The organism is Celerinatantimonas yamalensis, assembly GCF_046054155.1.
Classification (GTDB): Bacteria; Pseudomonadota; Gammaproteobacteria; order Enterobacterales; family Celerinatantimonadaceae; genus Celerinatantimonas; species Celerinatantimonas yamalensis.
In genome coordinates this window covers 371,169-385,010 of the sequence record NZ_JBEQCT010000002.1, presented here as the reverse complement: position 1 = coordinate 385,010, position 13,842 = coordinate 371,169, and the positions used below count along the sequence as shown (strand labels likewise).

The 13,842-nt window shown below is 44.7% G+C and carries 14 protein-coding genes, 1 tRNA gene and 1 pseudogene; 7 read left to right on the top strand and 9 right to left on the bottom strand.

Features of this window, described 5'->3' with window-relative positions; genetic code table 11:
• Window positions 1-39 precede the first annotated feature (39 nt).
• Window positions 40-1,143, top strand: a pseudogene (locus ABUE30_RS06280) (ISAs1 family transposase).
• Window positions 1,144-1,215: 72 nt separating this feature from the next.
• Here ABUE30_RS06280 and ABUE30_RS06275 read toward each other — a convergent pair.
• The 8 genes from ABUE30_RS06275 to rpsU all read right to left on the bottom strand — a co-directional run bounded on the left by ABUE30_RS06275 (window position 1,216) and on the right by rpsU (window position 7,820).
• Window positions 1,216-1,602: a hypothetical protein gene (locus ABUE30_RS06275; protein WP_408622860.1), complete on the bottom strand. Its 387-nt coding sequence runs from the start codon at window positions 1,600-1,602 to the stop codon at window positions 1,216-1,218.
• On the bottom strand, window positions 1,599-1,895 hold the full coding sequence (locus ABUE30_RS06270; protein ID WP_408622859.1) for a hypothetical protein: 297 nt from the start codon (window positions 1,893-1,895) through the stop codon (window positions 1,599-1,601). Before ABUE30_RS06270 ends, ABUE30_RS06275 begins: the two co-directional genes overlap by 4 nt.
• A gap of 35 nt (window positions 1,896-1,930) precedes the next feature.
• On the bottom strand, window positions 1,931-2,449 hold the full coding sequence (locus tag ABUE30_RS06265) for an Hcp family type VI secretion system effector (RefSeq protein WP_408622858.1): 519 nt from the start codon (window positions 2,447-2,449) through the stop codon (window positions 1,931-1,933).
• A 608-nt stretch (window positions 2,450-3,057) separates the two neighbouring features.
• Window positions 3,058-3,134, bottom strand: a tRNA-Ile gene (locus tag ABUE30_RS06260).
• Window positions 3,135-3,237: 103 nt separating this feature from the next.
• On the bottom strand, window positions 3,238-5,076 hold the full coding sequence (gene rpoD / locus ABUE30_RS06255; RefSeq protein ID WP_408622857.1) for an RNA polymerase sigma factor RpoD: 1,839 nt from the start codon (window positions 5,074-5,076) through the stop codon (window positions 3,238-3,240).
• A gap of 153 nt (window positions 5,077-5,229) precedes the next feature.
• Window positions 5,230-6,996, bottom strand: a complete 1,767-nt coding sequence (gene dnaG / locus ABUE30_RS06250) for a DNA primase (RefSeq protein ID WP_408622856.1) — start codon at window positions 6,994-6,996, stop codon at window positions 5,230-5,232.
• Between the two features lie 107 nt (window positions 6,997-7,103).
• Window positions 7,104-7,547: a GatB/YqeY domain-containing protein gene (locus ABUE30_RS06245; protein ID WP_408622855.1), complete on the bottom strand. Its 444-nt coding sequence runs from the start codon at window positions 7,545-7,547 to the stop codon at window positions 7,104-7,106.
• A 57-nt stretch (window positions 7,548-7,604) separates the two neighbouring features.
• Window positions 7,605-7,820 carry a 30S ribosomal protein S21 gene (gene rpsU, locus ABUE30_RS06240; protein WP_408622854.1) on the bottom strand — a complete coding sequence of 72 codons (216 nt, stop codon included), beginning with the start codon at window positions 7,818-7,820 and terminating at the stop codon, window positions 7,605-7,607.
• A 182-nt stretch (window positions 7,821-8,002) separates the two neighbouring features.
• Between rpsU and tsaD the strand changes: the two genes are divergently transcribed.
• Window positions 8,003-9,019 (top strand): tRNA (adenosine(37)-N6)-threonylcarbamoyltransferase complex transferase subunit TsaD, encoded by a 1,017-nt coding sequence (gene tsaD, locus ABUE30_RS06235; protein ID WP_408622853.1) that lies wholly within the window; start codon window positions 8,003-8,005, stop codon window positions 9,017-9,019.
• Between the two features lie 204 nt (window positions 9,020-9,223).
• On the opposite strand, the gene plsY is transcribed toward tsaD, so the two are convergent.
• The gene (gene plsY / locus ABUE30_RS06230) at window positions 9,224-9,823 is read right to left on the bottom strand and encodes a glycerol-3-phosphate 1-O-acyltransferase PlsY (protein WP_408622852.1); all 600 of its coding nucleotides are present in this window, start codon (window positions 9,821-9,823) and stop codon (window positions 9,224-9,226) included.
• Window positions 9,824-9,979: 156 nt separating this feature from the next.
• Here plsY and folB point away from each other — a divergent pair, with 156 nt between their 5' ends.
• The 5 genes from folB (at window position 9,980) to gcvH (ending at window position 13,805) form a co-directional block, all read left to right on the top strand.
• Complete coding sequence (gene folB / locus ABUE30_RS06225; RefSeq protein WP_408622851.1) at window positions 9,980-10,339, top strand: dihydroneopterin aldolase; 360 nt, start codon at window positions 9,980-9,982, stop codon at window positions 10,337-10,339.
• A complete protein-coding gene (gene folK / locus ABUE30_RS06220) occupies window positions 10,339-10,896 on the top strand; it encodes a 2-amino-4-hydroxy-6-hydroxymethyldihydropteridine diphosphokinase (protein ID WP_408622850.1) in 558 nt (185 codons plus the stop codon). Before folB ends, folK begins: the two co-directional genes overlap by 1 nt.
• A complete protein-coding gene (locus ABUE30_RS06215; protein WP_408622849.1) occupies window positions 10,847-11,644 on the top strand; it encodes an undecaprenyl-diphosphate phosphatase in 798 nt (265 codons plus the stop codon). Before folK ends, ABUE30_RS06215 begins: the two co-directional genes overlap by 50 nt.
• A gap of 661 nt (window positions 11,645-12,305) precedes the next feature.
• The gene (gene gcvT, locus ABUE30_RS06210; protein WP_408622848.1) at window positions 12,306-13,394 is read left to right on the top strand and encodes a glycine cleavage system aminomethyltransferase GcvT; all 1,089 of its coding nucleotides are present in this window, start codon (window positions 12,306-12,308) and stop codon (window positions 13,392-13,394) included.
• A 21-nt stretch (window positions 13,395-13,415) separates the two neighbouring features.
• Window positions 13,416-13,805, top strand: coding sequence for a glycine cleavage system protein GcvH (gene gcvH / locus ABUE30_RS06205; protein WP_408622847.1), 390 nt, complete (start codon window positions 13,416-13,418; stop codon window positions 13,803-13,805).
• The last annotated feature ends 37 nt before the right edge of the window (window positions 13,806-13,842 follow it).

The window sequence follows — 13,842 nt, the reverse complement described above, 5'->3', positions numbered from 1 at the left end:
AATATGATCTAATATCGGAAAGCCCTCATTCATTCAGCCATTTTAAACCTAATAGAACATCTATCCGTAGTCAAAGATACTCGCTCAGGCATTAATCAAAAACATGACCTTATCGACGTCATGTTCCTCGTTATCAGCGCCATCGCATCGGGGTGTGAAGGTTGGCAAGATATTGAACTATATGGCGAAGAAAAACTCGACTGGTTGAGAAAGTATCGTCCATTTGAAAATGGTATTCCACGTTGACATACCATCGCACGCATCCTGTGTTCAGTCGTTGCTGAGTCGTTACTTGAAGCGCTTACTTGTTGGATTAACGAACAAAGAACTAGCCAAAATAAGCCTGTCATCGCATTTGATGGAAAAGTCCTACGTGGCTCGTACCGAAATGACAGCAAAACAGCGTTACAGCTGGTGACCGCTTATGACACTGAGCGTGGTCTCGTTTTAAGCCAGAAGCCGACAGCGACTAAAAATGGTGAGATCAATGTTGTGCGCCAACTGCTTGATGTTATTCATGTAAAGGGCAGTATCATTACTATTGATGCGCTGCATTGTCAGCGAGAAACCCTCGATAAAATTGCAGAGAAAAAGGCCCATGTTGTGGTCCAAGTGAAACACAACCAACCGAAACTCAGAAAAGCGGTTGTGGAGAAATTTCAAGCCGTTTTCGACGCCGGAAAAGAAAAAATCGTTACTGAAATCAAAGAAAAATATCATGGTCGCCAAGAAGAACGATATGTATTTCAGTTAAAAGCAAGACTACCCGAAGGACTTGCTCAAAAATGGCCGACGATACGAAGCATTATTGCCGTAGAGCGCCATCGAAGTATCAATGGAAAAGGCAGTGTCGATACTTCGTATTACGTCAGTTCGATGTCGCCTATCCATAAGTTGCTTGGTCACTCTATCCGCCAACATTGGCGGATAGAAAATAGTCAGCACTATGTATTAGATGTTGTCTTTAAAGAAGATAGCTCAAGAATAACGCTGGATGGCGCGGTAGAAAATATCGCTTTGTTTAGGCGGTTCGTGATGAATATGCTCAAGCAGAGCGACTGTGGTGCACCAAGCCAGAAGAGTAAGCTCAAAAAAGCGGGTTGGAGCGATGACTATCGGGCACGGGTATTCTTTGGGTTATAAATTGAACAAAGTATGCTCGCGCCCTGGATCAATAAAGGGATATGTTCAAGTATAGAACATATCCCTTTATGATTAACACTCTGTTTTAGTTTGGTTTTTCAAGTAATCGCAATATTTTTTAATGAATATGCATATTAAAGGAACACAAATAACATATGTACCTATAAATGTAGCTAATTCTGTATGTGTAAATATGTTTTCTGTTATATTTAAATATAATCCTATTACAGAATCAATTATATAATTTACTCCTATTAAGGCTAAAATAGTGGGAGAAAATAAATGCTTTTCATATCCATAAGAATAAAGGACAAGTAACACGAGTATATCCGATATAGCGGAGTATATGTCTTTCCAAGAAAAAGTATCTTTTATTTCATCAAAGGAAACGGAGATACTAATCGCTAAGAGAATGACTACTATCCATAAAATAATTTTAATATTTCGAGGTTTTATCACCACCACACTCCATTATCTAGATGTCTAGGATCATCTGGTAAAGAGAGAAAATCGCTCTTATTTTTAAGATATTCTTTACGAAAGTTGTTTCGTCTTGCACCAAACGGAGGCAACTTTTCTATTTCTAGTATAGCTCTTTGAATATCAGGATCATTAAAATTTGTGCCTCCTTGTAGAGCTTTTTTGGTTAATGGAACAATTCCTTCATAAGCCCTTTCTGCATCGAGCATCCCAGAAATTTGTCCATAAATAGTTCCTGCAAGGGTCCATAGTAGTCTTAGTGCTTGTAACATTATCAATTTTACCCGAATTAATAGGAATGAATATATTATGCAGTTAGTGGTGAGCGCCAATCATCAGAACCAGAAGTACCTGCAATATTATGGTTCCAATCAATTTTTCTATAGCTCATGGAAACTTCTATAATTTGAGTATAACTCTGATCATTTGGTTCTTGGCAATGAGGCATATATGCATCGATATCTACGATGACTGCATCAGTTAGCTCTGTTGTAAAAAAGCGTTCTTGTTTACCTTCGATTGAGGTGCGATACCAGTTTAAGGTAACAGTTGGTAATATTTCACCTGAAGCTAAGGCATTATATAAAAGTGGAATGGCTTTATTTAGAGAAACCGAAAACCTAAAAGGCCGATGGCTACGCTGGCCAGTGGGTTGTCCTGATTGAATGTCAGTAGGAACCGTGACTTTATGGTGAAACTCTTGGACTAGCATTTCATCTTCATGCCCTTCGACATAAATGTTTCCGACTGAATCAGCCGTAAATGCTCCAGCAGTGATGTTACCTTGGGTTTTCCCTTCGATAGAAATGTAACAAGGGGTTGGCATTATATCTATTCCTTATTTGATAAAATTAGTAATATAGCAATATATATGCCACTATATAACTATTTGTTTATTAAGGGATATTTTGTGTTGTTACTTATTTAGTGGGATATTCGAGCAAGAAATTGCCTAAATCGAGCAAAAAGTTGCTCAGCGGGCAATTTCTTGCTCGCTATAAACTATTTTGAATGTATAAGCAGTAAATACTGATTATAACAAAAACTTCTTATTTTTAAGAAAATCTCAATTTTCCACATATCAATCTACGTTCTTTCTACGCTCGATATTATTGAATCTGTAGTGGGAGAATATGACATATGATCACATCATGTGTTTGGCTGAGGTAGCTGAGAGTGTAGGACCATACACGAAATTTCTAATGATACTTTTGATAGAGTCTATGAGACGGGGAAGTGGACAGTAAGCTTAATAAGCATGCTAGAAATTCTCAAATTGTCGGAAGTTTGTTTCTATCCAAAATGCTTGAAATATATCTAATAGAGAGCATCTATGGACGAAAACGTTGCTAAACGCTGCTACATATTTGCTACACAGGATTTTTTGAAGGTCAAAAAGTTAGTGATTACTACGGCTAGATGCCATGTTAAGATTGGTGGCCCCAACTGGACTTGAACCAGTGACCAATCGATTATGAGTCGACTGCTCTAACCAACTGAGCTATAGGGCCAATGTGAGATGTTTTATAGAAAACAGGCAGGATTATATGTAATCCTGCCTGTCATGTCTATGAGCTAACATACTGTTTGCACAATAATTAGCCGGTTTTACAACTATTCGTCTAAGAAACTGCGAAGTTGCTCACTGCGGCTTGGATGACGCAGTTTACGTAGCGCTTTTGCTTCAATCTGGCGAATACGTTCACGGGTCACATCGAACTGTTTGCCCACTTCCTCAAGGGTGTGGTCAGTGTTCATGCCAATCCCAAAGCGCATCCGTAATACTTTCGCTTCACGCGGTGTGAGGCCTGCTAACACCTCTTGGGTTGCAAACTTCAGGTTGTCGTTGGTGGCTGCATCGACAGGCAGTGACAATGTGGTATCTTCGATAAAGTCGCCTAAGTGTGAATCTTCATCATCACCAATTGGAGTTTCCATCGAAATGGGCTCTTTGGCAATTTTCAGCACTTTACGAATTTTATCTTCAGGCATCATCATCCGCTCTGCTAGCTCATCAGGGTTGGGTTCACGGCCCATCTCTTGGAGCATTTGACGGCTGATACGATTGAGTTTGTTGATGGTCTCTATCATATGCACTGGAATACGAATCGTCCGCGCTTGGTCGGCAATTGAGCGAGTAATCGCCTGACGGATCCACCAAGTTGCATAGGTTGAGAATTTATAACCACGGCGATATTCAAATTTATCAACCGCTTTCATCAACCCAATGTTCCCTTCTTGAATCAAGTCAAGGAACTGCAAACCACGGTTGGTGTATTTCTTCGCAATCGAGATCACCAAACGTAAGTTAGCTTCCACCATCTCTTTTTTAGCACGACGAGCTTTGGCTTCACCAATGCTCATCCGGCGGTTAATATCTTTGATGCCTTGAATGGTTAAGCCAGTTTCTTCTTCAACTTGACGTAGTTTGCCAATACTTCGGCGCACTTCTTCTTCAACCTCTCTTAAAGCAGGGGCGTAAGATTTCGTGCTGACAATCTGTTGGTCTAACCAAGCATCAGATGACTCATTGCCACTAAACGCGTTCACAAAAGCTTTTTTCGGCATTTTGCTTTGTTCAACGCTCATTTTCATGATTAACCGTTCGTGAGTGCGCACGCGGTCCATCATATTGCGCATTCGTGCCACGATTTTATCAAATACTTTGGGTATTAAACGGAAGGTGTGGAACACTTCGCTTAATGCTTCAATGCTTTCGCGTGCAGCTTTACTGTTACGACCTTCGGAGCTGATAGTGGCTAATGACTTCTCGTACACTTCACGCAATGCGTCAAAGCGCTCTTTAGCCAGTTCTGGATCAATCCCTACATCTTCTTCGTCATCGTCGTCATCGTCGTCATCATCATCATCATCGTCATCATCGCGGTCGGTTTCCGCTAGTTCTGAACCAATGTGGGTGGCGGTTGGAGCGGCGTCTTCTACTTCACTTTCATCTAAAAATCCGGAGACGATATCACCAATACGCAGCTCTTCAGCTTGGTATTGATCGTACATATCGAGCAACATTGCGATAGTATCAGGGTATTCAGCCACAGAGCACTGAACTTGGTTGATCCCATCTTCAATTCGTTTGGCGATATCAATTTCGCCTTCGCGTGTGAGCAATTCAACGGTGCCCATTTCACGCATGTACATCCGTACGGGATCCGTTGTACGGCCGATTTCAGACTCTACTGATGCTAATGCTTGTGCCGCCGCTTCGACAGCATCTTCATCGGCAGAATTCTCTGCCAGCATTAGTTCGTCGGCGTCAGGGGCATTTTCATAGACCGTGATGCCCATGTCATTGATCATTTGAATAATGTCTTCAACCTGATCAGAGTCGACAATATCTGCAGGTAAATGATCGTTCACCTGTGCATAGGTGAGATAGCCTTGCTCTTTACCCTTCGCTAGAAGGATTTTGAGTTGTGACTGTGGGGTTGGCTCCATAGAGATCATCCGCTAATTAGTTAAGCTTGCTACATTCAAGACCTTTTCACTCTTACTCAGTGAAACGTCACAGTATAGCATAAATATGGGCAAATTTTCTTAAATCAAGCTATGTTGATGAAAAATTGTCCGCAACGTTTAGTGACCATTTAATCAATTGGCCCGAAGTTCTTGCTGTAATTCTAACATTTCTTGCTTCTCCTTACGGCTAAGCATTTGATTTAACGATTTTTGCAATAGCTCGTCATAGCGCTGCTGAAGCAGCTGTTCTACAAAACTAGCGAGAATGTCGTTTAGCTCTTGAGTATAGCCGTCAATGTCGATGAGCTCGTCGCCTTCCAGATTTAAACTGGCCATTTTGCTTAAAGCGGCTACCTCTGGACGTTCTCGCCAGCGTTCTAGTAATTGTGCTGTGGTGATATCCGGTTTGTCCCGGATTTGCTGAACTAGTTCAATCAGCATGTTGCTGCCTTTGAGCGGCAGCGCGTGTAAAAAACTTAAATCGGGTGCATCCAATGCGGTTTGCGGATGTTGCAATACAATCGCGACAGCGCGACGCATCGGGGTCAATTTCATTTTGTTGGCTGTCGTGGACCGCTGCGGTTGTTTGGGCGTTGTAAAAAAACGCTCAAGTCGCCGCTCATCCCAACGTAACCAATGGGCAAGGCTGCTTTTGAGCATATCTTGATAAAATCCCGCTTGCACTTGGCCAATCAGTGTACGTGCCTGGTCTGCTAAATGGCTTTTTCCCGCGTCGGTGCGGGTATCAATCTCTTTACCCAGTTTTTGAAACATAAACTCAGACAGTGGCTGTGCTTGGTGAAGCTGAGATTCAAATTCTGCTTTGCCAATTTTACGCACTAAGGTGTCAGGGTCTTCACCATCGGGCAGAAACATAAATTGTAGCTCAACACCATCGCGCAGTTGTGGCAGTGCGTTTTCCAGTGCGCGCCAAGCTGCGTCGCGACCTGCACGGTCGCCATCATAGCAGCAAATAATCCGATTACTGGCACGAAACAGCAACTGCAATTGATCTGAAGTAGTGGATGTTCCTAAACTAGCCACTGCGTAATCGATACCAAATTGCGCCAGCGACACGACGTCCATATAACCTTCGACGACTAAGATCTGATCAATGCGCTTATGCTTTTGGCGCACTTCGTACAAGCCATATAACTCACGGCCTTTATGAAATAGGTCGGTCTCTGGTGAGTTTAAGTATTTGGGGGTGCCATCGCCTAGTACGCGGCCACCAAAGCCAATGTAGCGACCTCGACGATCACGGATGGGAAACATCAAGCGGTCGCGAAATCGGTCATAACGGCGTTTGTTGTCGTTTTCAATCAACATACCGCAGCGCAGTAGTTGTTCAATTTGCTCAGTTGTCTGACCAAATTGGCGACTAAGAGCATCCCATTCATCGGGTGCGTAGCCAATGCCAAAATCTTTGACGACTTCACCACTTAATCCGCGTCCTTTGAGATAATCGATGACTACATTAGAGCGTGTGTTCTTGCGTAATTGATATTGATAAAAGCGATTGACCTGAGTCATTAGCTCATACAGGTCGCGACTTTGTGCTATCGGCGGCGCTGATTGGTGTCCACCTTGACCCGTTTCTTCGCGCTGAACTTCCACCCCGGCAATTGCGGCTAAGTCTTCGACCGCTTCAACAAACTCAAAACGCTCGTATTCCATCAAAAATCCGATGGCATTGCCATGCGCACCACAGCCAAAGCAGTGGTAAAATTGTTTGTCAGGACTGACTGTGAATGATGGGCTTTTTTCGTTATGAAAGGGGCAACAAGCCTGATAGTTTTTACCAGCTTTTTTTAAACGAACCCGCTGATCAATCAAGCTTACAATGTCAACCCGTGCTAATAGGTCATCAATGAATTGCTGCGAAATTCGCCCTGCCATACGCCCTCAATATATTCAATAAGGATGTGTTGCCATTGCTGACAGAAACAAGCAAGCCGCGCACTCAAGTGAGTGTGCGGCTTGTCCGCATATCATAGGAGAGTCAATTAGTTTAATTTGCTTCGGACAAGCCCACTAATTGCTCCCATGTCGGCACGGCCTTGGACTTGTGGTTTTAACACGCCCATGACCTTGCCCATGTCCCCGACGCCACTGGCACCCGTTTGTTCGATTGCTAATGCAATAAGCTCGGCAACTTCGTCTTCGGTCAATGGTTTAGGCAAAAATTCCTGAAGGACTGGAATTTCTGCTAGTTCATGCTCGGCTAAATCTTCTCGGCCTGCATCATGATACTGCTGAGCAGCATCTTGGCGCTGTTTCACCTGCTTGGTGATAATCGCAATGATCTGCTCATCGCTCAGTTCGATGCGTTCGTCAACTTCGCGTTGTTTAATCGCAGCCATGACCATGCGTAACGTACTTAAGCGGGCTTTAGCTTTGGCCCGCAGTGCGTCCTTCTGAGCGTCTTGTAATTGAACTTTCAGGGACATTTTTATTTAAACTCGCTTTAACTTGTGTGTCTAACTAACTTAATCGATATCAATCAATTAGTACAGACGAACACGGCGTGCGTTTTCACGAGCCAATTTTTTTGCATGGCGTTTTACGGCTGCAGCTTTTGCACGTTTACGAGCAGTGGTTGGTTTTTCATAGAATTCGCGACGGCGAACTTCAGAAAGAATACCTGCTTTTTCGCATGAACGTTTAAAGCGACGCAGTGCAACGTCAAATGGTTCGTTTTCACGTACTTTAACTACTGGCATATGCCGATCACCTCAGGGGTTTAGTTAACGGCTGAGACAAATTCAGCCTGATTGTTTAAAAATGGTGCAGAATTTTAATCAAAAGGAGGTGTGCTTGTAAAGCTCATTTTCACCTCATTGTGGTTTCTGCGGATTAAGACGGGTAATATGGCGTCAGTTTTTAGGCACTCGGAGCTTTACTCATGCGCGTTCTCGGTATCGAGACCTCTTGTGACGAAACTGGCATCGCCATCTACGATGACCAGAGTGGGTTATTATCTCACCAATTGTACAGTCAAATCAAATTACATGCTGATTACGGCGGGGTTGTACCCGAATTAGCCTCTCGGGATCACATTCGAAAGGTGATCCCACTGATCAAGCAGGCGATGGCTGAATCGCACTCCAGTGTTGATGATATTGATGCGGTCGTGTACACCGCAGGGCCAGGTTTGGTCGGCGCACTATTGGTCGGGGCAACCACGGGGCGAGCATTAGCCATGGCGTGGAATAAGCCTGCGGTGGCGGTGCACCACATGGAAGGGCATTTGTTGGCGCCGATGCTGGAAGAGCATGCGCCTGAGTTTCCTTTTTTGGCGCTACTAGTCTCTGGTGGTCATACCCTGATCGTGCGAGTGGAAAGCATTGGCCGTTACCAAATTATGGGCGAGTCGATTGACGATGCCGCCGGTGAAGCTTTTGATAAAACGGCCAAACTCATGGGGCTTGATTATCCCGGTGGCCCACGGTTATCCAAATTAGCCGAGCAGGGTATAGCGGGGCGCTTTATTTTCCCCAAACCGATGACGGATCGACCCGGACTGGATATGAGCTTCTCTGGGCTTAAAACCTTTGCTGCAAATACCATCGCCGCCCATGGCACGGATGCTCAAACCCAAGCGGATATCGCGTTGGCATTTGAGCAAGCGGTGGTCGACACTTTGATTATTAAGTGCCGTAGGGCGCTTGATGAAACGGGCTTTAAGCGGTTAGTGATCGCCGGTGGAGTGAGTGCTAACCAGCGCTTGCGCCGTGATTTGGGCCAGTTAATGAAAAGTCGTGGTGGTGAGGTATTTTATCCGCGCACCGAGTTTTGTACCGATAATGGTGCGATGATCGCCTTTGCTGGAATGCAGCGTTTTAAAGCGGGCGTGCGTCAGCCCCTTTCGATTGGTGCGACGCCGCGTTGGCCTCTAGACCAATTGCCTGCTATCGACTAGGCACTGGCTCAAATCACACCCAGAAGGGGCTTAAACTACCCGTTTGGAGCCCCGTATCGGTGTTCTGTACCATTGACTCTGGGTTATGAGCGTCTGTTGTTGATTTCAGGTGAGGTGATATCGCGCTGAGGGTGACGGAAATATCTTGCTGTTGGCCGTCATGGACGTTCGAAGACGGCACGGTTTAACGGGTGGAACAACCGATTATTTTTTTTGCCGATGGCGCAAAATTTTAGCTTCGGTTTGGTTCCAAAGTCTGGATATGTTGGTGTGATGACGCAGAATAATCAAGCACGCTAACATCGACACCGGCAATGTGTACTCGGGCTTGATGAGCCAAGTAAATAATGGGGCGAGCAATACAGTAATCAGCGCAGCGGCTGATGAGTAGCCCGTTATTAATAACACCACCAGCCAAGTAGCAATCAGTAATCCACCTAAATCAAGGCCGATGGGCAAAACCGCACCGAGTGCTGTTGCTACGCCTTTTCCTCCTTCAAAATGAAAGAAGATAGGGAACATATGGCCAAAACAAACCGCGATGGCAATGCCGCCTAAGACCACAGGGGGAAGCCCGACAAAATAGCCACTCCAAACCGGAATGACGCCTTTGATAATATCTAATAGCAGGACTAATACAGCGGGAAAACGTCCACCGAGGCGGTAAACATTGGTAGCTCCTGGATTTTTCGAGCCATTGTTGCGAGGATCGGGTAGGCGGAACAATCGACTAATCAAGACAGCGCTTGAAATTGAGCCGATGAAATAGCTCCCAACAATAAATAAAAAACCGATTATTCCCATATTGAACGACCCTGCCTCATTCACCGATTCCTAACCTAGCAGATTTGAGCTATCATCGCCCATTTAAATAATGTGATGTTCGTATCACCTAGCGAATTTATGATACGTGGTTTATTTGCGTGGCGCTATGGTGAATCAAAGCAGGTTTAAGATTAAATGGATAAAGTATTCATCGAAGAGCTGTGTGTTTATACCACGATTGGTGTTTATGACTGGGAAAAACAAATAAAGCAGAAGTTAGTATTGGATTTAATCATGGATTGGGACAATAGCCTTGCTGCGGCTGATGATGATCTTCGTTACGCTTTGAATTATGCCGCTGTTAGCGAAGCGGTCACTAGCCTGATACAAGCACAGCCCTATGAGCTAATTGAGACGGTTGCGGAACATGTAGCCCAGTTATTATTGCGTGAATTTGCTATTACTCATCTCACTGTGAAAGTGCGTAAACCTGGCGCAGTTGCCAATGCATTGAGCGTTGGGGTAAGCATTGAGCGGACGCGGAGCGATGTGTAATGGCCCAAGTTTATGTTGGGATTGGTAGTAACATCGATCGTGAATTTTCCATCGCCAAAGGAATTGGCTTGATAGAAGAGCTTATCGCGCATGTGCGCTGTTCGCCGGTCTATCAAAGTAAAGCACTCGGTTTTAATGGACCCGATTTTTATAATTTGGTGGGTGCATTTGAAACCTCACTGACGCTGACGGTATTGGCCGAGCAACTGCGTTTTATCGAGTACCGCTGTGGTCGGCCTAAACAAGCGCATAAATGTTCATCACGTATGTTAGATATTGATCTACTACTTTATGATGATGTGATCTGTGATACGCCGTGCGTTTTGCCGCGCCCGGAAATCTGTATGAATGCATTTGTGTTGCGTCCTCTCGCCGAGCTTGCTGGGGATAAACGACACCCTATTACTGGGGTATCCTTACAGCAGATGTGGCTGCAATTGGCGCCTAATAATTCCAGCCCTTTAACCCGTGTTGACGATAGCTTTTTGACCCAAATGAGTGATGCCTATGACCACCCTACACGTAATTATCCTCTCCCTCATTCAGGGGTTTACTGAGTTTTTACCGATCTCCAGTTCGGCGCATTTGATTTTGCCTTCGCAGCTACTCGGTTGGCCCGATCAAGGGCCTGTGTTTGATGTGACGGTACATGTAGGCACGCTGCTGGCTGTGTTACTCTATTTTCGACGAGATGTTAGCCAGCTGTTTTGTGCTTGGTGGCGCGCCATCGTTGCTAAAGAACATAGCGCACAAAGTCGCATGGCGTGGTTGATCATTTTGGCAACGATTCCGGCGGTAGTCTTTGGTGGTTTATTTAGCGGACTGATTGAAACCTATGCCCGTTCGGTTTCGGTTATTGCATTCACCACATTGGTCTTTGGTTTGTTGTTAGGTTGGGTCGATTTGCAAGCGCCGGAACGCTATGATGAATCGCATATGGGGGTGAAGCATGCGCTTTATATTGGTTTTGCACAGGCGCTAGCGATGATCCCCGGCACTTCTCGTTCAGGCATTACCATGACGGCTGCGCGTCAGTTGGGTTATAGTCGCGGCGCTGCGGCTCGCTTTTCATTTTTATTATCAATTCCCGTGATCTTAGGTGCGGCGACCTTGCTTGGGGCTGAAGTGGCCGGATCACCTATCAATGTGCCATGGCACCAATTAGGCTTAGGTTTGGCGCTCTCTTTTGCCAGTGCCTTGGCGTGTATTCATCTGTTTTTAAAATGGGTGACCCGTGTCGGCATGCTGCCGTTTGTGATTTACCGGTTGTTCCTTGGTGTGGCATTGATTTGGCTGGCTATCTAACACGCTAGTCAGTTTTCTCTTCGCGCTAGAAACTTTCATTATGATCGTTAAAGTGAGGGCGCTGGCGTAGACGGGCAAATATGCCCAGATGACACATTCTATTTCATGTTATTTTGCTTTTTTCGTCTTAGCAATTGCGTTTTCACCGATACTCAGTGAAAGCGCCACGCTTAATACCTACCTAACTTTCATTTCGGATCAACCAATGCGTATTTGTGTTGGCGACATCGACATCGAATTTGGCAATGATGGGTTATGTAACACATCAATGAGCAGAAGATGATTCATTTTGGACCTATTGACAACATTCTCGCTGTATCGAGGAATGATTTATTCTAATTCAAGAGTTCTTATTGATTAGAAAAACTAATGGAAAACAGGTTTCGATAATTTGAAGATAAACTCTTCAGATTTATATTTTTATAGCTAAATATTTCAATTTACTGAATATTTGGTCACTTCATTCGGTTTTTACTGCCAAAAAAAGCGTTTTTTATGTAAGGTACACCCATGTGATAAATCGCTTAAATATTTTAACGATTAATTAAATTTGGGTTTTAACGCTTTTATCTGATAAAACCTCATGGTTATAATCGAGGTATTCGTTCGCGGCCCCCCTTAAAGATCGGTTCGTAGAACTTCAATCAAGCAAGGAAATAACATGGTAAAACAGACAGTGCTGTATGATCAGCATCTACGTGCTGGTGCCAAAATGGTTGATTTTCATGGTTGGGAGATGCCTATTCATTACGGCTCTCAATTAGAAGAACACCATAGTGTGCGCACTGACGCTGGGATGTTCGACGTCTCGCATATGACAATTGTCGATATCACTGGCGATGATGCAAAAGCGTTTTTACAAAATTTATTGGCCAATGATGTAGCGCGGTTGAAAACCCCCGGGAAAGCGCTCTACAGCGCGATGCTGACCCCCGAAGCAGGGGTAATTGATGATCTGATTACCTATTATTTATCTGATACCCATTATCGGATGGTCGTTAACTCTGCCACGCATGATAAAGATTTAGCTTGGTTAGCTAAGCAAGCTGAAGCCTTTAATGTCACTATCACTGAGCGCCCAGAACTGGCAATGATCGCCGTGCAAGGCCCGAATGCAATTGCCAAAGCGCAGCAGGTATTCAGCATCGAACAGCGCCAACAAGTGGCCGAAATGAAACCATTTTTTGGTGTGCAAGCGGGCGATTTATTTATCGCTACTACGGGTTATACCGGTGAAGCAGGCTATGAAATTGTGCTGGATGAATCACAAGCACCTGTATTGTGGCAAAAATTGTTAGACGCAGGCGTTGCGCCTTGCGGCTTAGGCGCGCGCGATACCTTGCGTTTGGAAGCGGGGATGAACCTCTATGGCCAAGATATGGACGAGAGTGTGTCACCACTTGCGGCGAATATGGGCTGGACCATTGCTTGGCAACCTGATGATCGTGATTTTATCGGCCGTGCTGCGCTCACTGAGCAAAAACAATATGGCACTGACAAATTAGTTGGGCTGGTGATGGCGCAAAAAGGTGTGATGCGCCAAGGGCAGATCGTCCGTGATAGTGACGGTGGTGAGGCAACGGGTGTGATTACTTCAGGCAGTTTTTCCCCTACATTAGGCGTTAGTGTTGCTTTGGCGCGTGTACCGTCAAATTTTGGTAACACAGTAGTGGTGGAAATGCGTAAAAAAGCCGTTACAGTTAAAGTGGTTCCTCCAGTGTTTGTGCGTAATGGCCAACAAGTTTGCTGATTTTTTTTAAAGGAATAAGTCATGAGTAATATCCCAGCTGATCTAAAATTTGCCGCCACTCACGAGTGGGTTCGTAGTGAAGGTGATAACCTGTATACCGTAGGTATCAGCGATCACGCCCAAGAACTTCTTGGTGACATGGTATTTGTCGATCTCCCTGATGTGGATGATGAAGTCGCTGGTGGTGAAGATTGTGCGGTTGCAGAATCAGTTAAAGCTGCCTCTGATATCTATTCACCACTGACAGGCACGGTTGTCGCGATTAATGAAGAGTTAGAAGATAATCCTGAGCAGATCAACTCTGATCCGTATGGTGATGGCTGGTTGTTTCAAGTGCAAGTAAACGACAGCGATGAGTATGATGCTCTTCTTGATGCTGATGCTTACGAGCAAAGCCTAGAAGAAGAATAAGTACCAGAAAACGCCCTGATGCAATGTGTCAGGGCGT